The following is a 23,731-nucleotide window of genomic DNA, read 5'->3' as shown; positions in this document are numbered from 1 at the left end:
GGAGCGAATTCATGTCGAAGCCAGATCTTGCGAGCCTCGAAAAGACCATCGAAAAGGCCTTCGAGGAACGCGACACGATCTCGACTGCGACCCGCGGCGAAACGCGCGACGCCATCCAGTCGGCACTCAATCTGCTCGACCGGGGTGAGGCGCGCGTCGCCGAACGGCAGGAAGACGGCAAGTGGCACGTCAACCAATGGCTGAAGAAGGCGGTGCTGCTCTCCTTCCGCTTGAACCCGATGGAGATCATCAAGGGCGGTCCGGGCCATGCGGTATGGTGGGACAAGGTGCCGTCGAAGTTCGACGGCTGGGGCGCCGTCGATTTCGAGAAGGCCGGCTTCCGCGCCGTGCCGTCGTCGGTGGTGCGGCGCTCCGCCTATGTGGCGCCGGGCGCGGTGCTGATGCCGTCCTTCGTCAATGTCGGCGCCTATGTCGACTCGGGCACCATGGTCGACACCTGGGCCTCGGTCGGCTCCTGCGCCCAGATCGGCAAGAACGTGCATCTGTCGGGCGGCGTCGGCATCGGCGGCGTGCTGGAGCCGATGCAAGCCGGCCCGACCATCATCGAGGACAATTGCTTCGTCGGCGCGCGTTCCGAGGTGGTCGAAGGCTGCATCGTGCGCGAAGGTTCGGTGCTCGGCATGGGCGTGTTCATCGGCCAGTCGACCAAGATCGTCGACCGCGCCACCGGCGAGGTCTTTTACGGCGAGGTGCCGGCGAATTCGGTCGTGGTCGCCGGCTCGCTGCCGGGCAAGCCGCTGCCCAATGGCGAGCCGGGTCCCAGCCTCTACTGCGCGGTCATCGTCAAGCGCGTCGACGCCAGGACCCGCTCCAAGACCTCGATCAACGAATTGCTGCGCGATTGATCTTTTCCGGAAACGGACGCACCTTCCGCCAGCGCGACATTCCGTCGCGCTGATTGAATACGGAGGGGCGACATGGACTGGAAGTACCTGCTGACAAGTTTCGACGGTCGCATCAACCGCGCCAAGTTCTGGGCTGGCATCGGCGTGTTCATCGCCATCGCCATCCTTGCTTTCATTCTCGATTCGATCCTGGGCACACGTTTCACGACCGCCAGCGGCGCCGAGGTCGGCGTCATCGGCGTGCTCGTGGCACTGGCGTCGATCTACTTCGCGATTGCTCTCTACGCCAAACGCTGGCACGACCGGAACAAGTCGGGCTGGTGGACGCTGATCGGCCTCATTCCCATCATCGGCAGCATCTGGCTGCTGGTCGAACTCGGCATCCTCGAAGGCACACGAGGCGCTAATCAATACGGACCGGACCCGCTTGCCTGAAAAATCGGACCTCATCTGGCTCTTCTTCAAGACCTCGGGCCGCGTCAGCCGCGCGGCCTATTTTCTCGGCGGCCTGCTGGTCGCGCTCGTCCAAGCCTTCCCGCTCTACCGCTTCACGCTGGTGCCGGAAGGCTCGGCCGAGAGCAACATGTGGTCGTTCGTGTTCTTCATCACCTTTCTCGCCTCCTTGTGGTCGAACATCGTGCTGGCGGTGAAGCGGCTGCATGATCTCGACAAGCCCGGCATCGCGGCGCTGGTGCTGTTCGTTCCCGTCATTTCAATCATCGCCTTCCTGGTGCTCTGCCTGTTTCCGGGCCAGCCGGGGGCCAACCGCTACGGCAGCCGCACGAACGCGCCGGCCGATCGCTGAGTGCCGGGACGCCGATGCGCTACCGCACGCTCGACCCCAAGCTGATCATCGAGACCGCGGAAAGGCTGGCGGAGCGCGTGGGCGAGCGCTTCCCGGAAGCCGGCCTGCGCGGCGTCGCCGGCGAACTGGTGTCGCTGTCGCGGGACCTCGCCGAGGCAGCCAGGGAACTGGGAGCGCCGATCTGGTGGCTGCGCGGCGTGATCGCTGCGGCCTTCATTGCCGGCGCGGCGATGTTCCTCTTCGTCGGCACCATTCTGCCGCTCGACCGCATTTCGGGGACCGAGGATGCCGTGCAGTCGGTGCAGGGCATCGAGGCGACGATCAATACGGTCATCCTGGCGGTGCTCGGCTTCCTGGCGCTGATCCGCACCGAGGAGCGCATCAAACGCAAGCGCGTGTTTCGCGCGTTGCACGGGCTGCGCTCGCTGATCCATGTCATCGACATGCACCAGCTGACCAAGGACCCGGCAACGCTGTCGGCCGACTTCACGCCAACCGCCCATTCGCCGGCGCGCATCACCAATGCCGCCGATCTTGCCCGCTATCTCGACTATTGTTCGGAGATGCTGTCGATCACCGGCAAGGTCGCGGCGCTGTTCGCGCAATCGGTCAATGACGACGTGGTCATCAACGGCGTCAACGACATCGAGAATCTGAGCTCGAACCTGTCGCGCAAAATCTGGCAGAAGATCACGCTGATCGAGGATCGCCGGTAGAGCGGTTCAGCTTCTCACAAAATCGCTGACCCGCTCAACGCATTTGATATCACGCAATTCCGGACGGAAAACCGCTGCGCAGTTTTCATGGAATTGCCCTGACGGCTTCCGGCGTGAGACCGGGCGGTCCGTGTTTGTCCGCCTCCGCCTGACGCACCAGCGCCGCGACGCGCTCGATCGTCGGCGCCGGCGTGCGGGTCTTGCTTGCGAGGCTGAGCACCACACCCTGCAACGCGTCGATTTCGGTCGAACGGCGGCGCTCGAGGTCGTCCCACATGGAAGAACGCGCCCGAGGATCGATCGCCAGCATGCGCCGGGCCAGGACTGCGAACAGCCAATCCGGCAGCCTCAGCACTTTCGGCAGCAGCGACGGGGACAGACCGGCGATCCGCGCCGTCCCGATGCCGGCTGCCTTCATCGCGGCGAGCGCCTCCTCGATCTGGGCGGCCAGGATGAGGCGCCAGCGGCGGTCGGCAAGTTCCGTCGCCAATGGCAGGCCGGAGAGCGCCACCAGCGCGTTGTTGAGGTTCATCAGTAGCTTGCTCCACTGCACGGCCTTGATGTCGGAATGGGCTTCGACGCCAAGCCCTGCGACGTCGAGCAGCCTGGAAAGGCGCGCGTCCTCGACCATCACCTTGCCGTCGCTGGCGCGATGAACATGCAGCGGCGTCCCGCCGTCCGGCGACAGGACGACGTTGAACGGCACCATCCCGGCAAGCACACGCAGCCCTGGCAGTCCCGCGCGCAGCCTGGCCGCGTTGGAGACGCCGTTCTGCAGGCTGAGGACAATTGCATCGGGGCGGGCGTGCATCCCGACAAGCGCCGCCATCTCCTCGGTCGCGCCGCTCTTGACCGTGACGACAACGATGTCTGCATTGGACAGCGCAGCCGCGGGATCGTCGGTCACCGCAAGCGCGCCAGGGTCGAGGCGGCGATCGAGGCCGTCAAGATCGCTGACGCGAAGCCCGCTCTTGCGCATGGCCGCGACGATGCGGCCGCGCCCGAGGAAATTCACCTTGCGGCCCGCCAGCGCCAGGCAGCCACCGACATAGCAACCGATGCTGCCGGCGCCGGCAATCGCGATCGTCTTTGCGTCATTGGCCATGCGATCACCCCGTCCTGGCTCGCAATTATACGGCATGACAACCATATTGTCGGCGGCATGGTCGGCCATCGTGTCCGACCGTGACAGTCCTGCCGCTTTCGATTATCGCTTTGCCCATGAGCTTGCCGACAGACCCCGCCCAGAATCTTGCCGCCTTGATCCGCTGTCCTTCCGTGACCCCCGCCGAAGGCGGCGCGCTGCAGGCGTTGGAGACGATGCTGATGCCGCTCGGCTTCTCGGTCGAGCGACCGGTGTTCGCGGAAAGCGATACGCCCGATATCGAAAATCTCTATGCCCGCCGCTCCGGCAACGGGCCGCATCTGATGTTTGCGGGCCATACCGACGTCGTGCCGGTCGGCGACGAGGCGGCGTGGACGTATCCGCCCTTCGCCGCCGCGATCGCCCATGGCGAGATGTATGGCCGCGGCGCCGTCGACATGAAGGGCGGCATCGCCTGCTTCGTCGCCGCGGTGGCGCGCCATGTCGAAAAGAACGGCGGGCCGAAAGGCTCGGTCTCGCTGCTGATCACCGGCGACGAGGAAGGACCCGCCATCAACGGGACCACCAAGCTGCTGGAGTGGGCGGCCGCCAAGGGCGAGAAATGGGATGCCTCGATCGTCGGCGAGCCGACCAATCCGGACGCCCTCGGCGACATGGTCAAAATCGGCCGGCGCGGCTCGATTTCCGGAATCGTCATCATCAACGGCCGCCAAGGGCACGCCGCCTATCCGCAGCTGGCCGACAACCCGGTGCGCGGACTGATGAGCCTGGTCGACGCGCTGCTCCATCCGGTGTTCGACAAAGGGACCAAGGATTTCCAGCCGACCAATCTGGAAGTGACTTCGATCGACGTCGGCAACCCGGCCACCAACGTCATTCCAGCCAGGGCGACGGCCGCCTTCAACATCCGCTTCAACGACAGTTGGACTGCCGAGACGATCCAGGCCGAAATCCACAACCGGCTGGACCAGGCGGCCGGGCGCAAAAAATACCGGCCGGGCAAGACGGCCCCAATCGACTACGAGCTCGTGTGGCGTGACCGGCCGAGCCATGTCTTTCTCACCCGCGACGAGAAGCTGATCGACACGCTGAGCGCGTCGGTTGCCGCCGTGGTCGGCAAGACGCCGGCGCTGTCCACCTCCGGCGGCACCTCCGATGCCCGCTTCATCAAGGATTATTGCCCGGTGGTCGAGTTCGGGCTGGTCGGCAAGACCATGCACATGGTCGACGAACGCGTGGCGCTGGCCGACCTCGAGACGCTGACGCGGATCTACGAGCGCTTCATCGAAGACTGGTTCGGACAAGGCCTGGCGTAACCATGCTTTCGGCGGAAGAAACCTTTGCCTCGCTGGCCGGCGCCTGGCGGCTGATGTTCGGCAAGGCCGACGGCCTGCGCATGCTCGACCTTTCGGCTGATGGTTTCTGGAACTCGTTCTTCGCTATCGTCGTCGCGGCCCCGGCACTGATCGTCGGCTGGGTCGGAATCGCCAACGAGATCGGCGATCCAACCGCCTTCGCCGGGCGCTTGGGCATATTGCTCCGGCTGGCGGCCGTGGATATCGGTTCATGGGTGCTGCCGCTCGTGGCGCTTGCGCTTGTCGCGCCGCGCGCCGGCATCGGCGGCCGCTTCGTCCACTATGTCGTCGCTTCCAACTGGGCGTCGGCGATCATTGCCTGGCTGATGCTGCCGTCTGCGCTGCTCAGGCTGTTCCTGCCCGCCACGGATGACGCAACCGGGCTGGTGGCGCTGGTGCTGTTTGCGCTGTCGATGGTGCTGACCTGGCGCATGACCAATGCGACGATCGGCAAGGGTGCTGCCGTCGGCACCGCCGTCTTTGCCGGCATGTTCGTTGCCTCGCTGCTGGTGCTGTTCGGGCTGCAGGCGCTGCTCGGCATCGACATACCTGATCCCGGCACTTAGAGCGGTTCAGCTTTTCACAGAATCGCTATCCGCTCCAACCAGTTGGTTCCACGCAATTGCGAGACCGCTACGCTTTCCTGGAATTGCTCCAGGTCCGCCGCTGCCTGGTCTGTTGATGCAGCCGTGCTGGGTATGATATTATCATACCATCTACCGAGGAGGCAAACATGTCTGCTGCCGAGAAACGTACGTTCAGCCTACCGGCCGAACAATCTGCCTTCATCGACAAGCTTGTACAATCCGGCGCATATGCAACCAGCAGTGAGGTCATCCGCGCAGGACTCCGAGCCCTGCAGGAGCGCGACGCCGCCGTCGAGCGTTGGCTGCGCGAGGAAGTCGCTCCGACTTACGATGCCTGGAAGGCAAACCCCGGCAAGGGCATTTCTCCGGAGGAGATGGCCGAACGTGCGCGCAAGCGTCGTGAGACCCGTTCGCAGAAGAAGCCGTGAAGCGTCGGGCGGTCGTCTACACGCCTGCTGCCAGCGACGATCTCGATCGTATCTACCACCTCATTGCGGAGGCCAGCAGCGCGACCACGGCAAGCAGCTATGAAGGTCGGATCCGAGCGTTCTGCGAGCGCCTCGAATACGGCTCGGAACGCGGCACCGTCCGCGATGACGTGCGGCCGGACCTTCGGGTTGTCGGATTTGAACGCCGAGTAGCCGTTGCTTTCACCGTGGAGCCCGAACGCGTGGTGATTCTACGTCTATTCTACGGCGGAGCCAGCTGGTCGGATGACATCGCCGAGGACGACCTCGGCTAATCGACCCGCCCAACGGACGTCTGGAGATAATCCACCCCGACAAGAAACAGCCCGTCGGGCGGAGCAACCTGGCCGCAAGCGGCGCGGTCGCGCGCTTCCAGCGCCGCCTTGAGATCGGCAGCGCTCCAGGAGCCGTCGCCAATACGCCTCAGCGACCCCACCATCGATCGCACCTGGTTGTGCAGGAAGGAGCGCGCCGAGGTCCGCACCTCGATGAGATCGCCGGCACGGCCGACATCGAGCCGGTCTAACGTCCTGACCGGGCTTTCGGCCTGGCACTGGGTGGAGCGGAAGGTGGTGAAGTCATGCCGACCGAGCAGCAGCTTCGCCGCCTCGTCCATGGCCTCGGCATCGAGCCGTTTCGGCACCCACCAGACCTTGCCTTTTTCCAGGGCCGAAGGCGCACGACGATTGAGGATACGGTAGAGATAGTGCCGCCCCGTTGCGGAGAAGCGTGCATCGAAGTCGTCGGCAACAACCGCTGCCTTCAGAATGGCGATGCGCGCGCCGGCCGCCTGAAGATGGGCGTTGACGGCATCGCGCACCTTGTCGCCGGGCCAGGCCTTGGCGAGATCGACATGCGCCACCTGGGCGGTGGCGTGCACGCCGGCATCGGTGCGGCCGGCGGCGCGCAACCGCAGCTCTTCGCCGCAGAACTTGGCGATCGCCTGCTCGATCGCCTGCTGCACCGAAGGCTGGTCCGCCTGGTGCTGCCAGCCTGCGAATTGGCTGCCGTCATATTCGATATCGAGACGAAAACGCGGCATGCTCGTCGGTTGGTTCGCGCTCAAAAAGTGGTCTTGCGGAGCATGATCCTCTCCGAAAACCGGTTCCCACTTTTCGCGATCATGCTCTAGGCGGCGAGCGCGGTGAAGGCCGAGGCGTAGACCAGCTTGCCGGCTTCGGGCGCGTCACCCCAGGCCAGAGCCTGCAAAGCCTCGCCCTGATACTCGCTCTCGAACTTCTCGGCGCGCCCGTGGCTGTAGCCGAAGCGGCCGTAATAGGCCGGGTCGCCCAGCACCACGGCCAGCCGCTCGCCGGCTTCCTTGAGGCGGAGATGCGCCTCGCGGATCAGCGCGCCGCCGATGCCGGTGCCATGGAAGGACGGCTCGACCGCCAGCGGCGCCAGCGCCACGGCGGCGAAGCGCTTGCCGCCATTCTGCACGAACAGCCTGGAAAACAGGATATGGCCGACGACCTGGCCGTCTTCTTCCGCCACCAGCTCGACCACGGTGTCGCCACCGGCGACCAGCGCGTCGACCAGGCCGGCCTCCGCCTGCTGGCCGAATGCATGCTCTTCGACGAGGCGGATCGCCTCGCGATCCCGCGGCGTCGCCGCGCGTATCGACATCATGCTCATGAGAGTTTCATTCCTTTTTCGATCTTGGCCCCGCGCAGGAACTCCTGCGCGGCGGCGGGCCTTCCACCCGCCCGTTGAACTTCGACCAGCCGGACCGCGCCTGACCCGCAGGCGACCGTCAGCCGGTCATCGAGAATTCCTCCCGACTCGCCGACGCCATCCGAGAGCGTCGAGCGAAGCAGTTTCAGCCGCTCTGGGCGGCCGCCAATTTCGACCTCGCACCACGCGCCCGGAAAGGGCGAGAGGCCGCGGATGTGGTTGTGGACTTCGCCGGCAGGCCGCGTCCAGTCTACGCGTGTCTCCGATTTATCGATTTTTCGGGCATAGGTCACCCCCGTAGTCGCCTGTGAGGCAAATGTCAGACAATTTATCCCCAACTGCGCGAGGGCTTCCACCATCAGCGGAGCGCCGATCGTCATCAGGCGGTCATGCAATTCACCGGCGGTGATATCGGGTCCGATGGCACATTTTTCAACCAATGCCACCGGACCGGTGTCGAGGCCTTCCTCCATGCGCATCACCATCATGCCGGTCTCCGCATCGCCGGCCATGATGGCGCGCTGGATGGGCGCAGCACCACGCCAGCGCGGCAGAAGCGAGGCGTGGCCGTTGAGGCAGCCTAGCCTGGTTGCCTCGAGAACCGCTTTCGGCAGCAGCAGGCCATAGGCGACGACTACGGCGACATCGGCCTGCAAGGCGGCGAACGCCTGCTGCTCGGCCTCGCCTTTGAGCGAAGCCGGCGTCCGCACCGCGATGCCCAGCCGTTCGGCCTCGCGCTGCACGGGCGAGGGCGTCAATTCCAGTCCGCGGCGGCCGGCGGCGCGCGGCGGCTGCGTGTAGACGGCGGCGACGTCATGGCCCGCCTCGGCGACGGCGCGCAGCGTCGGCACCGAAAACTCCGGCGTGCCCATGAAGATGACGCGAAGGGGCATGATCCCCTAGCCCACCATCTTGCCCGGCGCCTTGTCCTTGGCGAGCTTCTTGAACTTCTTCACCACCATGTCGCGCTTCAGCTTGGATATGTGGTCGATGAACAGCACGCCGTTGAGATGGTCGATCTCATGCTGCAGGCAGGTCGCCATCAGCCCTTCGGCCTGCATCTCCTGAAGCTTGCCGTCGCGGTCGAGATATTTCACCCGCACGGCGGCGGGACGCTCGACCTCGGCATAGTAGTCCGGGATCGACAGGCAGCCTTCCTCATAGACCGAGCGCTGGTCGGAGCTTTCGAGGACTTCCGGATTGATGAAAACATGCGGGGCCGGCGGCTCGCCTTCCTTGGCAAGGTCGATGACCAGCATGCGCAGCGGCTCGCCGATCTGGACCGCTGCCAGGCCGATGCCCGGCGCGTCATACATGGTCTCCAGCATGTCGTCGGCGAGTCTGCGGAGGTCGCCATCGACGCGCTCGACCGGCTTCGAAACCTGGCGCAGGAGAGGATCGGGAAGAATGATGAGCGGCTTGATCGACATGGCGTCTCACCTAAGACCTCGCTGGAAAAGCGTCAACCGGGGCTCCGGTGGACTGTTCACGTTTTGATCTGTGCCGGGCGACCGAATCGGCTATGGTGCCGCCATGAACGACACGACCTCGATCTTTTCAGAACCGGTCGCGCGGCTCGGCGCCACCACGATCACGCTGGGCCAAGCGCTGTTTGTTGGCGCGCTTCTGCTGCTGGCTCTGTTCGTGGCGCTCGTCGTGGCGCTATGGCGCGCCGCCGGGGCGCGCGCGATCGCAGCGAGCGAAGCCGCCGACCATGCGCGCGACACCGAGGCCCGGATGGCCGACATCCTGCAGGCCCAGGCCGAGATGCAGGGGCGCATGGGGGCGATCGCCGAAGTGTTCGGCGCCAGACAGGCCGAACTCACCCAGTCGCTCGGCCAGCGTCTCGATGCCATGACCGGTCGCCTCGGCCAGACCATGGCCGAACAGACCAGGTCGACGCATGAAAGCCTGGCCAGGCTGCAGGAGCGGCTGGCGGTGATCGATACCGCGCAGGGCAACATCCAGTCGCTCGCCGGCCAGGTGGTGCAGTTGCAAGCGATCCTGTCCAACAAGCAGACGCGCGGCGCCTTCGGCCAATCGCGCATGGAGGCGATCATCGCCGACGGCCTGCCGCACGGCGCCTACGAGTTTCAGGCAAGCCTCTCCAACGGCAGCCGGCCAGACTGCCTGGTGCGGATGCCCAACGGCGCACCGATGCTTGCCATCGACGCGAAGTTTCCGCTCGAAGCCTGGAACGCCATCCGTGCCGCCGAAGGCGCCGACCTGCAGAAGTCGGCGGCACAGGCCTTCCGGCGCGACATCGAGGTGCATATCCGCGATATCGCCGAGAAATACCTGATCCAGGGCGAGACGCAGGACACCGCTTTCATGTTCGTGCCTTCTGAATCGGTATTCGCCGAGATCCACGAGAATTTCGAGGCGGTCGTGCAGAAGGCGCATCGCGCCCGGGTCGTCATCGTTTCACCGTCGCTGCTGATGCTGTCGATCCAGGTCATACAGGCTATCCTCAAGGATGCCCGCATGCGCGAGCAGGCGCATCTGATCCAGGGTGAAGTGATCCGCCTGATGGAGGATGTGGGGCGCGTCGACGAGCGGGTGCGTCGCCTGCAGACGCATTTCGGTCAGGCAGCCAAGGACATAGACGACATCCTCGTCTCGACCTCGAAGGTCACCAAGCGCGGCCAGAAGATCGAGGCGCTGGAATTCGCCGAAGGCGAAACCGAGCCGGCCCGCGGCGGTCCGGCCAGGATCGAGCCAAGCGCGCGGGTGGCGGATTCCAAGACAGGCCAGTTACGGCTTAGGGTCGTGGAAGACAGCGAGTAGCTGCTCGACGCGGAGGTTGGAAAGAGCGATTCTTCCTAGGTGCATACCTTGGAGATAGGTCAGAACGCCCATCGCTTCGTCATTCTATGGCGGAGCAAGGAGCGAAGCGACGCGCGCCAACCCTAGAATCCATTCCGGCGTTGCCGCGGTGCAGAGTTCTGTGCCGCCGCGCGCTTCAAGAGACGTCACGGAATGGATGCTCGGGTCAAGCCCGAGGATGACGAAGGTGAGAAGGCTTCCGCCAATCGCCAAGGGCTTCGCTGCTACTGCTCCTCGATCGTCGTCATGCCTTCGAATTCAGGCAGCCAATGCAGCGCCGAGCGGTGCCAGACCTGTCTTCTGGGAACGAGCTCCTCGCGCTGACGCGCTGTGCCGACCCTGATGCCATAGATTTTCGGTCCGTCGCCCACCGACGTGGCATAGAGATGCGACCCGCACTCGCCGCAAAAGCCCTGCGCGCGCTTGGCCCCGCTCGAGCCGGTCTTGATGTAGACCTTCGGCGTGCCGCTGGTGATCCTGTAGTTGCTTTCCGGCGCCGGGACCGTCACGCGGAAAGCGGTGCCGGTCAGTTGCTGGCAATCCGTGCAGTGGCAGATCGAGGTCTTTTCCGGATCGACCTCCGCCTCATAGGTGATGGCGCCGCAATGGCATCCGCCGTCGATCTTCATCAGCCTTCCTCCTCAAGAGTTTGTCCTAAGCCTAGTCCTCGCCGGCCGCCTCGGCGATGGCCCTGCGCCGCAGCTCCCATGTGCCAGTCGCCTGCGGCTTGACGAACAGTCTGGTGATCTGCGGCATCTCTTCTTTCAGCCGCGCCTCCAGCCGCTCGACGCAAGCTTCGATATCGGGAGCGGTGAGGTGATCCTCGAACTCGATGCTCAAGCCGGCGACGATCTCCTCCGGGCCGATATGGACGCTCAATATACCGTTCGCCTGCTGCACGGCCGGGTCCTGGCCGGCAATCGCCAGCACCTTCCTCTGCACCTCCGGTGAAGCGGGCTCGCCAAGCAGCAGGCCCTTGCTCTCGCGCGCCAGGAAGATGGCGGTCGCGCCGAGGATGATCGCGATGCCGATCGAGCCGAGCCCGTCGAGCTCGGGGATTTCCAGGAGTTCGGCTGACAGGATGCCGGCAAATGCGACCATCAGTCCGAGCAGCGCCGCACTGTCCTCGAACAGCACGGTATAGACGCTCGGATCCTTGCTGCGGCGCACCGCCTCGAGCCAGCCCTGCCGGCCCTTTTGGCGACGGAACTCCTTCAGCGCCACCAGCCAGGAACTGCCTTCGAACAGGAAGGACAAGGCGAGCACGACATAGTTGACCTTGGCGTTGACGACCGGTTCGGGCGTCATGATGTGGATGATGCCCTCATAGAAGGAAACGCCGGCGCCGAGCGCGAAAACCAGAAGCGCGACGATGAAGCTCCAGAAATAGAGCTCGCGTCCATGTCCGAGCGGATGCGTGTGGTCGGCGGGGCGCGCGGCGCGATGCATGCCATAGAGAAGCAGTGCGCCATTGCCTGTGTCGACCAGCGAGTGAACGCCTTCCGACAGCATGGCGGACGAGCCGGTGAAGAGGGCCGCGGCGAACTTGGTCAACGCGATCGCAAGGTTGCCGGCGAGCGCGGCATAGATCACCCTTTTCGAACCGGCATGCCCTGCCATTCGCGTTCCTGACCTGTCTGACGCCGACGAGCTTAGCGGCGCGGCGACCTAAGCTCCACAGACAATGCGCCAGCGGTCCCGAGGTTCACGGCGGGGTTAGCGCTATAGTTCAGTCGCTGCTTTCCGAGTCCGCGCCGTGCCGAGCAAACTGATCGAAATCGCCGAAACCGGCTCCGACCATGCGCAGCCACTTGCGGTCGGGCGCTTCTCTTGTTTCACTTGGCTGCCCACAAGCGGAGGAGCGAATCATGGCTAAAGGTGCGATGAAGGCGGGCAAGGAACCCCGCAAGCCGAAGAAGGACGCGAAGAAGCCTGCCGCGGCCCCGGCCCTCAAGGCGCCGCCCGTCAAGGCGATCAGGATCAAGGAAAAATAGCCTCTCACGATCCTTCTCGACTCAATTTGCAGCCGGCAGCATGGACAGTGCTGCCGGTGCTTTGTTGATCGGGGAACTGGGCAGCGACGCGCTCTAGACCTTTGTTTTATGCATGTCGTTTTCGCAAGACCGCTGCACAGTTTTGCGTGACATGCAGTATTTCAGCGCAGCGAGGACGACCTCGCTTTTCATGAAACTTGGCCGGGACGACCCGCCACTTCCCGCATTCGCAACACGCGATGCCGGATCGATGGGGTGACTGTGATGTCCTGGATTTTTCTGTTCTTCGCCGGTCTGTTCGAGATCGGCTGGGCGGTCGGCCTCAAATACACGGACGGCTTCTCGAGGCTGATGCCGACCGTGCTGACAATTGCCTCGATGATCATCAGTCTCGGCTTGCTCGGCCTGGCGCTGAAGACGCTGCCGGTCGGTACGGCCTACGCGGTCTGGACCGGGATCGGCACCGTCGGCACGGCCTTGCTCGGCATCTGGCTCCTCGGCGAGCCGGCGACCGTGGTGCGACTTGCCTGCATCGGCCTGATCGTCTGCGGCATCGTCGGGCTGAAGCTGGTCGCCTGACACGCCCGAGCAAAGACACCAGGACAAACGCCTTCAGGGCCGCCACTGGCGACCCTGAGCCATCTTGGAACGAAACCGCTGTTAGCGGGCGGAGAAGCCTGGCGGCGTCCGGCCGACGCGCGCCTTGCGGGCAGCGTAGCGCGCATCGCGCTTGGCCTTACGCTCGGCCTCGTCGGCGAGCAAGCGCGCGATGCGCTCGTTCTCCTCGGCTTCGCGGATCTTGGCCTCGGCTGCCGCCACTTCTTCGGCGGCTATGCGAGCCGCTTCAGCCGCTGCCTCGCGCTCGGCCCTCTCGGCCGCTTCGCGCGCCAGCTTTTCCTGCTTCAGCCTGGCCTTCTCGGCCTCGCGGATAGCGCGGGCCTCGAGAATTGCCTTGCGCTCGGCCTGACGCGCCAGCACCGCTGGGTCGTCGGCGGCCGGCCTTGCCTTGAAGCGCTCAAGGAGCGCCTTCTTTGCCTCGTTCGCGGCGTTGCGCCGCTCGAAAATGTCTTTTTCCCTGTAGATAGCCAAGTCCACTTCCTTGCAGTCAATTCGCGACGCTTACATACGCGCGAAAGTCATGAGTTCAAGCGCCAAATCGGTATGCCAGCCATGAAATTCTGAGCTGTTGCCGGCGGGATACGTCCTGGTTCGCGCGATGCACTGTTCACGAATCGCGCCACTGGCGGGCGGCACCGCCGATCGCTACCTCTAGCGCCGAGAGACAACGCGCAAACAGCGCACCAGGATGCATGAAAATGGAACTCGGCCTCTACACTTTCGCGGATGTCAGCCCGGAACCGGGTCCCGGCGCCATCGGCCCGCATGAACGGCTGCGCAACCTGATCGAGGAAATCGAGCTGGCCGACCAGGTCGGCCTCGACGTGTTCGGCCTCGGCGAGCATCATCGTCCCGACTACGCGGCCTCGGCGCCCGCCGTGGCACTGGCCGCTGCGGCGGAGCGCACGAAGCGCATCAAGCTGACCAGCGCGGTCACCGTGCTCTCATCCGACGATCCAGTGCGCGTCTTCCAGCAGTTTGCCACACTCGATCTCTTGTCCGGCGGCCGCGCCGAGATCATGGCCGGCCGCGGCTCTTTCATCGAGTCCTTTCCGCTGTTCGGCTACAAGCTCGAGGACTATGACGAGCTGTTCGCCGAAAAGCTCGACCTGCTGCTCGCCATCCGCGACAGCGTGAAGGTCACCTGGTCCGGCAAACTGCGGGCGCCGATCAACGGTCGCGGCGTCTATCCACGACCGCACCAGGAGAAGCTGCCGATCTGGATCGCGATTGGCGGCACGCCGCAGTCCGCCGCCCGCGCGGGCGCGCTCGGCCTGCCGCTGGCGCTCGCCATCATCGGCGGCGAGCCGGCGCGCTTCGCGCCGCTGTTTCAGATTTATCGCGAAGCGGCAAGGCGGGCCGGCAACGACCCGGGCTCGCTTGCCACCAGCCTCAACGTGCACGGCTTCATCGCCGAGTCGACCGAGAAGGCGGCCGACGATTTCTACGCGCCGCAGGCCGAGGTGATGAACCGGATCGGCCGCGAGCGCGGCTGGGGGCCGACCTCGCGGGCGCATTTCGACCAGTCGCGCGGACCGAACGGCGCGCTGTTCGTCGGCAGTCCCGAGCAGGTCGCGGAAAAGATCGTCGCGCAGCACAAGATCTTCGGCAACGACCGCTTCCTGGTGCAGATGGCGATCGGCACCATGCCGCATGCCAAGATCATGAAGGCGATCGAGCTCTACGGCACCAAGGTGGCGCCGATCGTGCGCAAGGAGACGGCAAAGCCCGTCCCGGCTGTGGCGGCGCAGTAGCCTGGCCGACATTCTGAGGGCGACGGACCCGATGCTTCCGTCGCCCTCGGCTAACGGAACTTTTGGCGCGTCAGGGGCGTTTCCGCCCATGCCGCCCATTGCGGCGCCTGAGGGGAAAGGATGAAAGCCGAGTCGACCACCTCGGGCGCAGGCATGGCCGAAACCCCTGATCCGCCCAAGGTCGGGCCGGAAGTGCGGCTTATGCGTTCGCTGCTGATCGGCATTTTCCTGCTGATGAGCGTCTATGCGCTTTATTTCGGGCGCGACTTCTTCATGCCGGTCATCCTGGCTTTCCTGCTGGCGCTGACGCTGACGCCGATCGTGCGCTTTCTGCGCAAGCACGGCATACCCGATGTGGTCTCGGCGACACTGCTGGTGCTGCTCTCGGTCTTCCTGATCGCGTCGGCCGGCTACCTGCTCAGCGGTCCGGTCATCGAGCTCATCAACAACTCCTCCTCGATCGGCATGCAGCTGACCGAGCGGCTGGCACAGCTCAAACGGCCGCTCGAAAAGATCATGGAAATTTCTCACCAGCTGGGCGGGCTCACCGAGACGTCCCAGGAACCCGGCGTGCAGAAGGTCTCGGTGGCGCCCTCCGGCATCCTGTCCACTGCCGCGGGCAATGTGCTGTCGGCCGGCACCAGCATCACCATCGTCTTCGTGCTGTCGCTGTTCCTGCTCGCCTCCGGCACGCTCTTCTACGAGAAGATCATCCAGTCCTTCGCCAGCCTCAGCCAGAAGAAGCGGGCGCTGCGCGTGGTCTACGACGTGGAGCGCGAAATCTCGCATTACCTGCTCACGGTGGCCGTCATCAATGTGGGGCTGGGCACGGTGATCGGAATGGGCCTTTGGGGGCTCGGCATGCCCAACCCACAGGTGTGGGGCGCGGCGGCGACGCTCCTCAACTTCCTGCCTTATGTCGGGGCGCTGATCACCCTTCTGCTGGTAACGATAATCGCGCTGATCAGCTTCGACAGCATTTCCTACGCGCTGCTGGCGCCGAGCTTCGTCTTGCTCTGCGATCTGGTCGAGGGCCAGTTCGTGACGCCGATAATGGTGGGACGCAGGCTCGAGATCAATGCGGTCGCAGTCTTCATCGCCATCGCTTTCTGGTCGTGGCTGTGGGGCTTCATCGGCGCGTTGATGGCGGTGCCGCTGCTGGTGGTGGTGAAGGTGTTCTGCGACCATTTCGAAGGCTTGAGCCACGTCGGCAACTTCCTGGCCGCGCAGCAGACCATCGTCGTCGACGACGAGGCGGACGAGAACAACCACAAGCCTGCTGCCTGAAGACGCGTCGGGAAAACCGAAAGACAGCGGCTTAGGTCGCTGGCAATGGCATGTCCTCAAGGACCGCTGCGCATTGGGGGACAAGCGTTGTATCTGGCCCAATCCTTGGTCCGCTCCCCTTGTTTGCGGCGGCCAGGGCGAGTGCCTATATCGGGCCGGTCAAAGCCCGGACCTTCATGACCGCGGTCCCCTTCGACATCGATCCACAATCGCCCCGCATCGGCGATCGCGGAGCGACCGATGCTCCGCAGCAAAAAACATCGTGGAGAGGTAAGACATGACGGCCCTTTCGGTTCTCGACCTGTCGCCGATCACCCATGGCGGCAACGCCTCGCAGTCGCTCGCCAATTCGCTCGACCTCGCCCGCCATGCCGAACGGCTCGGCTACAGGCGCTACTGGCTTGCCGAGCACCACAACATGCCGGGTATCGCGAGTGCCGCGACTTCCGTGGTGATCGCGCATGTCGCCGGCGGCACCAAGTCGATCCGCGTCGGCGCCGGCGGCATCATGCTGCCCAACCACGCGCCGCTGGTCATCGCCGAGCAGTTCGGCACCTTGGCCGCGCTCCACCCCGGCCGCATAGACCTCGGTCTCGGCCGCGCCCCCGGCACCGACATGGCGACGGCGCGCGCGCTGCGCCGCAACCTGGAGGCCAGCGATAATTTCCCGCAGGACGTCGTCGAGCTGATGGGCTACTTCCAGCCGGCCGAGGAGGGCCAACGCATTCGTGCAGTGCCCGGCGAAGGCCAGGAGGTGCCGGTCTGGATCCTCGGCTCCAGCCTCTACGGCGCACAGCTCGCTGCGCTGCTCGGACTGCCTTACGCGTTCGCTTCGCATTTCGCGCCGGCCGAGCTGGAGCACGCGCTGGAGGTCTATCGCACCCGCTTCCAACCCTCGGCGCAGCTCGACAAGCCCTATGTCATGCTCGGCCTCAACGTCTTTGCCGCGCCCACCGACGCGGAGGCGCGGCTCTTGTTCACCTCGCTGCAGCAGGCTTTCGTCAATTTGCGCAGCGGCCGCCCCGGCAAGTTGCCGCCGCCGGTCGAGAACTATGAGCGCGACCTCGATCCGGTCGCCAAGATCATGCTTGGCCAAGCGCTGTCCTGCGCCGTCGTCGGTTCGCCGGAAACGGTGCGCCAGGGCATCGCGGCCTTCGTCCGCCGCACCGGCGCCGACGAGCTGATGGTGACGGCCCAGATCCATGACCATGCGGCGCGCGTGCGCTCGTTCGAGATTCTCGCGGACGTCCATGGATCGATCTCACGGGCGGCGTGACCCCAAGCGGCTTTGCCGGCTTTTGTCTGCGAAGGGCAGCCGTCTTCCCCAAGCGCGAGCCGTTCCGTGACCGATGATCTCGACCAGCGCATGCAGTTCGCCATCACGCTGGTGATCGCAGGCGGGAGTCATGTCTCTGCGAAGCTGCAGGCGCTGTGTCCGCAAGCCTTCGACGCCTGATCCCGGCGACTGCGACGATTTTGCCCGCGCCGGATTTGGCGCGCGCGGCCGCATCGGGCGATCAAATCGGCTGCGATATGCTTGATTCAAGTCGTTTTGGGGCGGCGGAACGGGATCGCCAACTGCTTGCGCAGGATGCTTGCGCGCCGTGCAGCCTGTTCTTATATACGCGCCAAGCCGTCCGGCCCTGGCAGACCGGGACGGGACGGCATTCTTGTGAACAGGGGCTTTCGTCGGAACGCCTTTCAGGGTCCTGAGAGCCTGCTTAGAGGAGAGACTAGAGCAATGGCAAAAGTTATCGGTATCGATCTCGGCACCACCAACTCCTGCATCGCCATTATGGACGGCAAGGAGCCCAAGGTGATCGAGAATGCGGAAGGTGCGCGCACGACGCCTTCCATCGTCGCCATCTCGAGCGACGGCGAACGTCTCGTCGGCCAGCCGGCCAAGCGCCAGGCGGTCACCAATCCGGAAAACACCATCTTCGCGGTCAAGCGCCTCATCGGCCGCCGCTATGACGATCCGGTGACGGAGAAGGACAAGAAGCTTGTCCCCTACAAGATCGTCAAGGGAGACAATGGCGACGCTTGGGTCGAGGCCAGCGGCAAGAAGCAATCGCCCAGCCAGATCTCGGCGATGATCCTGCAGAAGATGAAGGAAACGGCGGAAGCCTATCTCGGCGAGAAGGTCGAGAAGGCGGTCATCACCGTTCCGGCGTATTTCAACGACGCCCAGCGCCAGGCGACCAAGGACGCCGGTAAGATCGCCGGGCTCGAGGTGCTGCGCATCATCAACGAGCCGACCGCTGCCGCGCTCGCCTACGGCCTGGAAAAGAAGGACGGCAAGACCATCGCCGTCTATGACCTTGGCGGCGGCACTTTCGACATTTCGGTGCTCGAAATCGGCGACGGCGTCTTCGAGGTGAAGTCGACCAATGGCGACACCTTCCTCGGCGGCGAGGATTTCGACATGCGCCTGGTCGAGTATCTGGCGGCCGAGTTCAAGAAGGAACAGGGCATCGACCTGAAGGCCGACAAGCTCGCCCTGCAGCGCCTGAAGGAAGCGGCCGAGAAGGCCAAGATCGAGCTGTCGTCGACGACGCAGACCGAGATCAACCTGCCCTTCATCACCGCCGACGCCAGCGGGCCCAAGCACCTGACGATGAAACTCACCCGGGCGAAATTCGAAAGCCTGGTCGAGGATCTCGTGCAGCGCACGATCGATCCCTGCAAGGCAGCGCTCAAGGACGCCGGCCTGAAGGCGGGCGAGATCGACGAGGTGGTGCTGGTCGGCGGCATGACCCGCATGCCCAAGATCCAGGAGATCGTGAAGCAGTTCTTCGGCAAGGAGCCGCACAAGGGCGTCAATCCGGATGAGGTCGTCGCGCTCGGCGCCGCGATCCAGGCCGGCGTGCTGCAGGGCGACGTCAAGGACGTGCTGCTGCTCGACGTGACGCCGCTGTCGCTCGGCATCGAGACGCTGGGCGGCGTGTTCACCCGGCTGATCGAGCGCAACACGACGATCCCGACCAAGAAGAGCCAGGTGTTCTCGACGGCCGAGGATTCGCAGTCTGCGGTGACCATCCGCGTCTTCCAGGGTGAGCGCGAGATGGCGGCCGACAACAAGCTGCTCGGCCAGTTCGACCTGGTCGGCATCCCGCCGGCCCCGCGCGGCGTGCCGCAGATCGAAGTCACCTTCGACATCGATGCCAACGGCATCGTCAACGTCTCGGCCAAGGACAAGGGCACCGGCAAGGAGCACCAGATCCGCATCCAGGCCTCGGGCGGTCTGTCCGACGCCGACATCGAGAAGATGGTGAAGGACGCCGAGGCCAATGCCGAAGCCGACAAGAAGCGCCGTGCCCTGGTCGAGGCCCGCAACCAGGCCGAAGCGCTGGTGCATTCGTCGGAGAAGTCGCTGAAGGAGTATGGCGACAAGGTCTCGGAGGCTGACCGCACCGCCATCGCCGACGCCATCTCGGCGCTGAAGGCTGCTGCCGAAGGCGACGACGTCGCCGCCATCGAGGCCAAGTCGCAGGCGCTCGCCGAAGCGTCGATGAAGCTTGGCCAGGCCATGTACGAGGCCTCGCAGAAGGAAGCGGCGGAAGCCGACGCGAAGGCGGACGCCGCCAAGGACTCGGACGTGGTCGACGCCGACTTCGAGGAAATCGACGAAGACGACGACAAGAAGAAGTCGGCCTGAGCCGGCTGACGGCAGATAGTTGCGAAGAGCCCGGCGCAAAGCCGGGCTTTTTTGCAACCCCGAGCTAAAAAGTGACGGAAAAACACTGCAGGAGCCCGGCTCGGCACTAGCATCCGGGCATCATCGCTCCTAAATCGAACAACGTGCCGGCAAACGTCGCAACAATGCTTGAAGACATTGAGCATCCGGACAGCGGGAAAAGATGAAAGCTGATTTCTACGAAACGCTGGGCGTGCAGAAGGGCGCCGATGACAAGGAGCTCAAGAGCGCTTTCCGCAAGCTCGCCATGCAGTTCCATCCCGACCGCAACCCAGGCGACCATGCCTGCGAGCACAAGTTCAAGGAAATCAACGAAGCCTACGAGACGCTGAAGGATCCACAGAAGCGCGCGGCCTATGACCGTTTCGGCCACGCCGCCTTCGAGCAGGGCGGCATGAACGGCGCTGCGCACGGCTTCGGCGCCGGCGGCTTCGCCGACATTTTCGAGGACATATTCGGCGACATGATGGGCGGCCGCCAGCGCCGCTCCTCAGGCGGCCGGGAGCGCGGCGCCGATCTACGCTACAATATGGAGATCTCGCTCGAAGAAGCGTTCTCCGGCAAGACGGCGCAGATCCGGGTTCCGGCCTCGATCTCCTGCGCGGAATGTTCGGGCAGCGGCGCCAAGCCGGGCACCCAGCCCGCCACCTGCGCCATGTGCCATGGCCACGGCAAGGTGCGCGCCACGCAAGGCTTCTTCTCGATCGAGCGGACCTGCCCGCAATGCCAGGGCCGCGGCCAGACGATCAAGGACCCCTGCCCGAAATGCGCCGGCCAGGGCCGCGTCACCGAGGAGCGTTCGCTGTCGGTCAACATTCCGGCCGGCATCGAGGACGGCACCCGCATCCGCCTTGCCAATGAGGGCGAAGCCGGCCTGCGCGGCGGACCGTCGGGCGACCTCTATATCTTCCTGGCGGTGAAACCGCACGAATTCTTCCAGCGCGACGGCGCGGATCTCTACTGCAAGGTGCCGATCTCGATGACGACGGCTGCGCTTGGCGGCTCGTTCGAGGTGACGACGCTCGACGGCACGCAGACCAAGGTGAAAGTGCCGGAAGGCACCCAGAACGGCCGCCAGTTCCGGCTCAAGGGCAAGGGGATGCCGGTGCTGCGCCAGCCCAATGTCGGCGATCTCTACATCCAGACGGCGGTCGAGACGCCGCAGAATCTGTCGCGGCGCCAGCGCGAGCTGCTGGAAGAGTTCGAGCAGCTGTCCTCGAAGGACAACTCGCCGCAGTCGAGCGGCTTTTTCGCCCGCATGAAGGACTTTTTCGAGTCTTTCGGCGAGAGCTGAGATTTTCCTGACGCAAGTCGTTGCCCCAAAACCGCTTCGCACTTTTGGGCGACTTGCGTTACCGCCCCCGCACCAAGCGTCATCAACACCTTATGCCAGATTGACGCCTTGCCTTGTTCCACCTAGCTGTTAAGTAGCGGGGCGGGGGGAGCGTTGAGGAGAGCTCGCATGGCACGTGGTCCCGGGTTGCGCAAAGCGCTTGCGGAAAAGTTCGATGACGAGCTGAAGTTCTTCAAGGGCTGGATCGACAAGCCCAAGGCGGTCGGCTCCATCGTCCCTACCAGTTCGGTCACCGCACGCAAGATGGCCTCGGTCGTCAACCCGAAGTCGGGCCTGCCGGTGCTCGAGGTCGGGCCCGGCACCGGCGTCATCACCCGCGCCATTCTCGCCCAAGGCGTGAAGCCGGAAAATCTCTACGCGGTCGAGTATTCCACCGACTTCGTGCGTCACCTGCGCCGGCTCTATCCGGGCGTCAACGTCATCGAGGGCGACGCCTTCAATCTGAATGCCACGCTCGGCGACAAGCGTGACATGGTGTTCGATTCGGTCGTCTCGGGCGTGCCGCTGCTCAATTTCCCGGTTGCCCAGCGCATCGCCTATATCGAAAGCCTGCTCGACCGCATTCCCGCCGGCCGGCCGATCGTCCAGCTGACCTACGGGCCGATGTCGCCGATCCCGCCCGGCCGCGGCGACTACACCGTCAAGCATTTCGATTTCATCATTCGCAACATTCCGCCGACGCAGCTGTGGATCTACCGGCGCAATGCGCATTAGATGAGAAGGGATTAGGGGAATAGGGAAAATCGAGGCAACTCCCTTACTCCCTTACTCCCTTACTCCCTTACTCCCTTACTCCCTTACTCCCTTACTGCCCTACTCCCCTACTCCCTTAACCCCTGTCCCCTCATCCAGCCGTTGATTTGAATGGCCCCTGGCTGTACCTGTCCGGGAACAAGGTGGCCAATGGCAGTAATCCCGAAAATCCTCGTCTTCGCCGGCTCGGTGCGCACGGGCGCGTTCAGCGGCCGGACGGCCGACGTGGCGCAGAAGGAACTCGCCTTGCAGGGCGCCGAAGTGACGCGCATATCGCTGGGCGACTATCCGTTGCCGATCATGGACGAGGACCTGGAAAAGGAAAAAGGCGTCCCGGAAAACGCTGTCCGGCTCGGCCGGCTGATCGGCACCCATGACGGGCTTCTGATCGCGACGCCCGAATATAATGGCTCGATCCCGCCGCTGCTGAAGAACGCGATCGATTGGGTAAGCCGCATACGCAGGGAAGGCAGCCGTCCGTTCAGGCCGCTCTCCGCCAAGCCCGTCGGCCTCTGCTCGTCCTCCGAGGGCAAGTTTGCCGGCATACGCTGCATCAATCATCTGCGCGCCGTGCTGGTGCGCTGCCAGATGGAAGTGATTACGCCGGAATGTTCGGTGTCGAACGCCGGCGAGGCCTTCGACCAGGATGGGCAGTTCCGGGACGAACGACTACACCAATCGATGGAGCGCCTATGCCGGACACTGATCGAAACCTCGCGCATGCTGTCCATCCGGATCGAGGCGTGATGCACTCCGTGCAGGCCGAAGGGATGCGCGACAGGCTGATCGTCGGCCTCGACCTGCCGACGCTCAAGGACGCCGAGAGGGCAGTGCGCGAGCTGGAAGGCTCCGTCTCCTTCTATAAGATCGGCTACCAGCTCGCCTTCGCCGGCGGGCTCGACTTCGCGCGCGAACTCGCCAGCGGCGGCACCAAGATCTTCCTCGACATGAAGCTGCTCGATATCGACAATACGGTGGCCAAAGGTGTCGAGAACATCGTGAGGATGGGCATGTCGATGCTGACGCTGCATGCCTATCCCAAGACCATGAAGGCGGCGGTCGAGGCAGCCAAGGGCAGCGATCTCTGCCTGCTGGGGGTCACCGTGCTGACCTCGATGGACGAGCAGGACGTGATCGACGCCGGCTATGAATACGACCCGCACACGCTGGTGCTGAGGCGCGCCGAACAGGCGCTGCATGCCGGCATGGGCGGCATCGTCTGCTCGGCCGAGGAGGCGGAAGCGGTGCGCCGGATCGTCGGCCCCGACATGGCTGTGGTGACCCCCGGCATCCGTCCGGCAGGCAGCGATCATGGCGACCAGAAACGCGTGGTGACGCCGGCGCAGGCTATTCGCAACGGTTCCAGCCACCTCGTCGTCGGCCGGCCGATCGTCGCCGCGCCGGACCGGCGCGCGGCGGCCGAGGCGATCCTGGCCGAGATGCAATCCGCCTGACGTTTCAAACCGGAGGAAGACAGATGCCAAAGGGATACTGGATCGCACGCGTCGATGTGCGCGACGCCGAGGGCTACAAGGACTATGTCGCCGCGGCCAAGCCCGCCTTCGAGCGCTTCGGTGGAAAATTCCTGGCGCGCGGCGGCGAGCACGAAAAGGCCGAAGGTCCCGGGCGTGGCCGCAACGTCATCATCGAATTCGAGTCGCTGGCGGCGGCGCGCGATTGCTACCACTCGCCCGAATATCAGCGTGCCGTCGCCATCCGCCAGAAGGTGGCCGACGGCGAGATCGTGCTGGTCGAGGGGGTTTAGGTCGTCGAAGTAAGGGGATCGGCTGCGTTGGCACGTTGGAGATTAGCCGACACGCCCATCTTGTCGTCATCCACGGGCGGAGCAAGGAGCGACGCGACGCGCGCAGAC

Annotated in this window: 28 protein-coding genes; 20 read left to right on the top strand and 8 right to left on the bottom strand. The window is 64.5% G+C overall.

What is annotated here, in order from left to right:
- Window positions 1–11: 11 nt before the first annotated feature.
- The 4 genes from dapD (at window position 12) to EN818_RS12545 (ending at window position 2,387) form a co-directional block, all read left to right on the top strand.
- Entirely contained in the window at window positions 12–866 is an 855-nt protein-coding gene (gene dapD / locus EN818_RS12560) for a 2,3,4,5-tetrahydropyridine-2,6-dicarboxylate N-succinyltransferase (protein WP_095805198.1), read from the top strand.
- A gap of 72 nt (window positions 867–938) precedes the next feature.
- On the top strand, window positions 939–1,301 hold the full coding sequence (locus tag EN818_RS12555) for a DUF805 domain-containing protein (protein WP_095805199.1): 363 nt from the start codon (window positions 939–941) through the stop codon (window positions 1,299–1,301).
- Window positions 1,294–1,671: a DUF805 domain-containing protein gene (locus tag EN818_RS12550; RefSeq protein WP_165349944.1), complete on the top strand. Its 378-nt coding sequence runs from the start codon at window positions 1,294–1,296 to the stop codon at window positions 1,669–1,671. The genes EN818_RS12555 and EN818_RS12550 overlap by 8 nt, the downstream gene beginning before the upstream one ends.
- A 14-nt stretch (window positions 1,672–1,685) precedes the next feature.
- Window positions 1,686–2,387, top strand: coding sequence for a hypothetical protein (locus EN818_RS12545; RefSeq protein WP_095805201.1), 702 nt, complete (start codon window positions 1,686–1,688; stop codon window positions 2,385–2,387).
- Window positions 2,388–2,472: 85 nt separating this feature from the next.
- Here the strand turns inward: EN818_RS12545 and EN818_RS12540 are convergent, their stop codons facing one another.
- Complete coding sequence (locus EN818_RS12540) at window positions 2,473–3,492, bottom strand: 2-dehydropantoate 2-reductase (RefSeq protein WP_095805202.1); 1,020 nt, start codon at window positions 3,490–3,492, stop codon at window positions 2,473–2,475.
- 116 nt (window positions 3,493–3,608) lie between these two features.
- Here EN818_RS12540 and dapE point away from each other — a divergent pair, with 116 nt between their 5' ends.
- The 4 genes from dapE (at window position 3,609) to EN818_RS12520 (ending at window position 6,176) form a co-directional block, all read left to right on the top strand.
- Window positions 3,609–4,808, top strand: coding sequence for a succinyl-diaminopimelate desuccinylase (dapE, locus tag EN818_RS12535; RefSeq protein ID WP_095805203.1), 1,200 nt, complete (start codon window positions 3,609–3,611; stop codon window positions 4,806–4,808).
- 2 nt (window positions 4,809–4,810) lie between these two features.
- A complete protein-coding gene (locus EN818_RS12530) occupies window positions 4,811–5,413 on the top strand; it encodes a transporter (protein ID WP_095805204.1) in 603 nt (200 codons plus the stop codon).
- A 167-nt stretch (window positions 5,414–5,580) separates the two neighbouring features.
- On the top strand, window positions 5,581–5,862 hold the full coding sequence (locus EN818_RS12525) for a type II toxin-antitoxin system ParD family antitoxin (RefSeq protein WP_095805205.1): 282 nt from the start codon (window positions 5,581–5,583) through the stop codon (window positions 5,860–5,862).
- The gene (locus EN818_RS12520; RefSeq protein ID WP_095805206.1) at window positions 5,859–6,176 is read left to right on the top strand and encodes a type II toxin-antitoxin system RelE/ParE family toxin; all 318 of its coding nucleotides are present in this window, start codon (window positions 5,859–5,861) and stop codon (window positions 6,174–6,176) included. The genes EN818_RS12525 and EN818_RS12520 overlap by 4 nt, the downstream gene beginning before the upstream one ends.
- On the opposite strand, the gene truA is transcribed toward EN818_RS12520, so the two are convergent.
- From truA to def, 4 genes are all read right to left on the bottom strand, one after another.
- Window positions 6,173–6,943 (bottom strand): tRNA pseudouridine(38-40) synthase TruA, encoded by a 771-nt coding sequence (gene truA / locus EN818_RS12515; RefSeq protein ID WP_129553563.1) that lies wholly within the window; start codon window positions 6,941–6,943, stop codon window positions 6,173–6,175. The two genes, EN818_RS12520 and truA, sit on opposite strands and share 4 nt — an antisense overlap.
- A gap of 86 nt (window positions 6,944–7,029) precedes the next feature.
- Window positions 7,030–7,536 (bottom strand): N-acetyltransferase, encoded by a 507-nt coding sequence (locus tag EN818_RS12510; protein WP_095805208.1) that lies wholly within the window; start codon window positions 7,534–7,536, stop codon window positions 7,030–7,032.
- The gene (gene fmt, locus EN818_RS12505) at window positions 7,533–8,468 is read right to left on the bottom strand and encodes a methionyl-tRNA formyltransferase (RefSeq protein WP_095805209.1); all 936 of its coding nucleotides are present in this window, start codon (window positions 8,466–8,468) and stop codon (window positions 7,533–7,535) included. The genes EN818_RS12510 and fmt overlap by 4 nt, the downstream gene beginning before the upstream one ends.
- A gap of 6 nt (window positions 8,469–8,474) precedes the next feature.
- The gene (gene def / locus EN818_RS12500) at window positions 8,475–9,005 is read right to left on the bottom strand and encodes a peptide deformylase (protein WP_095805210.1); all 531 of its coding nucleotides are present in this window, start codon (window positions 9,003–9,005) and stop codon (window positions 8,475–8,477) included.
- A gap of 103 nt (window positions 9,006–9,108) precedes the next feature.
- On the opposite strand from def, the gene EN818_RS12495 reads away from it, so the two are divergent.
- The gene (locus tag EN818_RS12495; RefSeq protein ID WP_095805444.1) at window positions 9,109–10,362 is read left to right on the top strand and encodes a DNA recombination protein RmuC; all 1,254 of its coding nucleotides are present in this window, start codon (window positions 9,109–9,111) and stop codon (window positions 10,360–10,362) included.
- A 263-nt stretch (window positions 10,363–10,625) separates the two neighbouring features.
- On the opposite strand, the gene EN818_RS12490 is transcribed toward EN818_RS12495, so the two are convergent.
- Window positions 10,626–11,030 (bottom strand): GFA family protein, encoded by a 405-nt coding sequence (locus EN818_RS12490; protein ID WP_095805211.1) that lies wholly within the window; start codon window positions 11,028–11,030, stop codon window positions 10,626–10,628.
- Between the two features lie 31 nt (window positions 11,031–11,061).
- Window positions 11,062–12,021, bottom strand: coding sequence for a cation diffusion facilitator family transporter (locus EN818_RS12485; RefSeq protein ID WP_095805212.1), 960 nt, complete (start codon window positions 12,019–12,021; stop codon window positions 11,062–11,064).
- A 248-nt stretch (window positions 12,022–12,269) separates the two neighbouring features.
- On the opposite strand from EN818_RS12485, the gene EN818_RS34295 reads away from it, so the two are divergent.
- Entirely contained in the window at window positions 12,270–12,395 is a 126-nt protein-coding gene (locus EN818_RS34295; RefSeq protein ID WP_095805213.1) for a hypothetical protein, read from the top strand.
- 264 nt (window positions 12,396–12,659) lie between these two features.
- Window positions 12,660–12,974 carry a quaternary ammonium compound efflux SMR transporter SugE gene (gene sugE / locus EN818_RS12475; RefSeq protein ID WP_095805214.1) on the top strand — a complete coding sequence of 105 codons (315 nt, stop codon included), beginning with the start codon at window positions 12,660–12,662 and terminating at the stop codon, window positions 12,972–12,974.
- Window positions 12,975–13,055: 81 nt separating this feature from the next.
- Here sugE and EN818_RS12470 read toward each other — a convergent pair whose 3' ends face one another.
- Window positions 13,056–13,484: a DUF6481 family protein gene (locus EN818_RS12470; protein ID WP_095805215.1), complete on the bottom strand. Its 429-nt coding sequence runs from the start codon at window positions 13,482–13,484 to the stop codon at window positions 13,056–13,058.
- A 227-nt stretch (window positions 13,485–13,711) separates the two neighbouring features.
- On the opposite strand from EN818_RS12470, the gene EN818_RS12465 reads away from it, so the two are divergent.
- The 9 genes from EN818_RS12465 (at window position 13,712) to EN818_RS12425 (ending at window position 23,623) form a co-directional block, all read left to right on the top strand.
- Window positions 13,712–14,767: an LLM class flavin-dependent oxidoreductase gene (locus EN818_RS12465; protein ID WP_095805216.1), complete on the top strand. Its 1,056-nt coding sequence runs from the start codon at window positions 13,712–13,714 to the stop codon at window positions 14,765–14,767.
- 120 nt (window positions 14,768–14,887) lie between these two features.
- Window positions 14,888–16,054, top strand: coding sequence for an AI-2E family transporter (locus tag EN818_RS12460; protein ID WP_095805217.1), 1,167 nt, complete (start codon window positions 14,888–14,890; stop codon window positions 16,052–16,054).
- 277 nt (window positions 16,055–16,331) lie between these two features.
- Window positions 16,332–17,330, top strand: coding sequence for an LLM class flavin-dependent oxidoreductase (locus tag EN818_RS12455; protein WP_095805218.1), 999 nt, complete (start codon window positions 16,332–16,334; stop codon window positions 17,328–17,330).
- A 465-nt stretch (window positions 17,331–17,795) separates the two neighbouring features.
- Complete coding sequence (gene dnaK, locus EN818_RS12450; protein ID WP_095805219.1) at window positions 17,796–19,712, top strand: molecular chaperone DnaK; 1,917 nt, start codon at window positions 17,796–17,798, stop codon at window positions 19,710–19,712.
- A 202-nt stretch (window positions 19,713–19,914) separates the two neighbouring features.
- Complete coding sequence (gene dnaJ, locus EN818_RS12445; RefSeq protein WP_095805220.1) at window positions 19,915–21,045, top strand: molecular chaperone DnaJ; 1,131 nt, start codon at window positions 19,915–19,917, stop codon at window positions 21,043–21,045.
- A gap of 168 nt (window positions 21,046–21,213) precedes the next feature.
- A complete protein-coding gene (pmtA, locus tag EN818_RS12440) occupies window positions 21,214–21,819 on the top strand; it encodes a phospholipid N-methyltransferase PmtA (protein WP_095805221.1) in 606 nt (201 codons plus the stop codon).
- Window positions 21,820–22,008: 189 nt separating this feature from the next.
- Window positions 22,009–22,605 carry an NADPH-dependent FMN reductase gene (locus EN818_RS12435; RefSeq protein ID WP_095805222.1) on the top strand — a complete coding sequence of 199 codons (597 nt, stop codon included), beginning with the start codon at window positions 22,009–22,011 and terminating at the stop codon, window positions 22,603–22,605.
- Entirely contained in the window at window positions 22,605–23,312 is a 708-nt protein-coding gene (pyrF, locus tag EN818_RS12430; protein WP_165350090.1) for an orotidine-5'-phosphate decarboxylase, read from the top strand. Before EN818_RS12435 ends, pyrF begins: the two co-directional genes overlap by 1 nt.
- Window positions 23,313–23,335: 23 nt before the next feature.
- Window positions 23,336–23,623 (top strand): DUF1330 domain-containing protein, encoded by a 288-nt coding sequence (locus tag EN818_RS12425; RefSeq protein WP_095805223.1) that lies wholly within the window; start codon window positions 23,336–23,338, stop codon window positions 23,621–23,623.
- Window positions 23,624–23,731 lie beyond the last annotated feature (108 nt).

This window comes from Mesorhizobium sp. M3A.F.Ca.ET.175.01.1.1 (assembly GCF_004791945.1).
Taxonomy (GTDB): domain Bacteria; phylum Pseudomonadota; class Alphaproteobacteria; order Rhizobiales; family Rhizobiaceae; genus Mesorhizobium.
The sequence above is the reverse complement of the archived record's forward strand: the minus strand, read 5'-3'. Positions and strand labels throughout refer to the sequence as shown.

Coding starts and splice junctions, on each gene's coding strand:
- EN818_RS12465 (WP_095805216.1), top strand. CDS start 13,712: ATGGAACTCGGCCTCTACACTTTCGCGGATGTCAGCCCGGAACCGGGT.
- pmtA (WP_095805221.1), top strand. CDS start 21,214: ATGGCACGTGGTCCCGGGTTGCGCAAAGCGCTTGCGGAAAAGTTCGAT.
- EN818_RS12455 (WP_095805218.1), top strand. CDS start 16,332: ATGACGGCCCTTTCGGTTCTCGACCTGTCGCCGATCACCCATGGCGGC.
- sugE (WP_095805214.1), top strand. CDS start 12,660: ATGTCCTGGATTTTTCTGTTCTTCGCCGGTCTGTTCGAGATCGGCTGG.
- EN818_RS34295 (WP_095805213.1), top strand. CDS start 12,270: ATGGCTAAAGGTGCGATGAAGGCGGGCAAGGAACCCCGCAAGCCGAAG.
- EN818_RS12510 (WP_095805208.1), bottom strand. CDS start 7,536: ATGAGCATGATGTCGATACGCGCGGCGACGCCGCGGGATCGCGAGGCG.
- EN818_RS12545 (WP_095805201.1), top strand. CDS start 1,686: ATGCGCTACCGCACGCTCGACCCCAAGCTGATCATCGAGACCGCGGAA.
- dapE (WP_095805203.1), top strand. CDS start 3,609: ATGAGCTTGCCGACAGACCCCGCCCAGAATCTTGCCGCCTTGATCCGC.
- dnaK (WP_095805219.1), top strand. CDS start 17,796: ATGGCAAAAGTTATCGGTATCGATCTCGGCACCACCAACTCCTGCATC.
- EN818_RS12485 (WP_095805212.1), bottom strand. CDS start 12,021: ATGGCAGGGCATGCCGGTTCGAAAAGGGTGATCTATGCCGCGCTCGCC.
- EN818_RS12555 (WP_095805199.1), top strand. CDS start 939: ATGGACTGGAAGTACCTGCTGACAAGTTTCGACGGTCGCATCAACCGC.
- def (WP_095805210.1), bottom strand. CDS start 9,005: ATGTCGATCAAGCCGCTCATCATTCTTCCCGATCCTCTCCTGCGCCAG.
- EN818_RS12425 (WP_095805223.1), top strand. CDS start 23,336: ATGCCAAAGGGATACTGGATCGCACGCGTCGATGTGCGCGACGCCGAG.
- EN818_RS12525 (WP_095805205.1), top strand. CDS start 5,581: ATGTCTGCTGCCGAGAAACGTACGTTCAGCCTACCGGCCGAACAATCT.
- fmt (WP_095805209.1), bottom strand. CDS start 8,468: ATGCCCCTTCGCGTCATCTTCATGGGCACGCCGGAGTTTTCGGTGCCG.
- EN818_RS12435 (WP_095805222.1), top strand. CDS start 22,009: ATGGCAGTAATCCCGAAAATCCTCGTCTTCGCCGGCTCGGTGCGCACG.
- EN818_RS12530 (WP_095805204.1), top strand. CDS start 4,811: ATGCTTTCGGCGGAAGAAACCTTTGCCTCGCTGGCCGGCGCCTGGCGG.
- EN818_RS12490 (WP_095805211.1), bottom strand. CDS start 11,030: ATGAAGATCGACGGCGGATGCCATTGCGGCGCCATCACCTATGAGGCG.
- dnaJ (WP_095805220.1), top strand. CDS start 19,915: ATGAAAGCTGATTTCTACGAAACGCTGGGCGTGCAGAAGGGCGCCGAT.
- EN818_RS12540 (WP_095805202.1), bottom strand. CDS start 3,492: ATGGCCAATGACGCAAAGACGATCGCGATTGCCGGCGCCGGCAGCATC.
- pyrF (WP_165350090.1), top strand. CDS start 22,605: ATGCACTCCGTGCAGGCCGAAGGGATGCGCGACAGGCTGATCGTCGGC.
- truA (WP_129553563.1), bottom strand. CDS start 6,943: ATGCCGCGTTTTCGTCTCGATATCGAATATGACGGCAGCCAATTCGCA.
- EN818_RS12495 (WP_095805444.1), top strand. CDS start 9,109: ATGAACGACACGACCTCGATCTTTTCAGAACCGGTCGCGCGGCTCGGC.
- dapD (WP_095805198.1), top strand. CDS start 12: ATGTCGAAGCCAGATCTTGCGAGCCTCGAAAAGACCATCGAAAAGGCC.
- EN818_RS12460 (WP_095805217.1), top strand. CDS start 14,888: ATGAAAGCCGAGTCGACCACCTCGGGCGCAGGCATGGCCGAAACCCCT.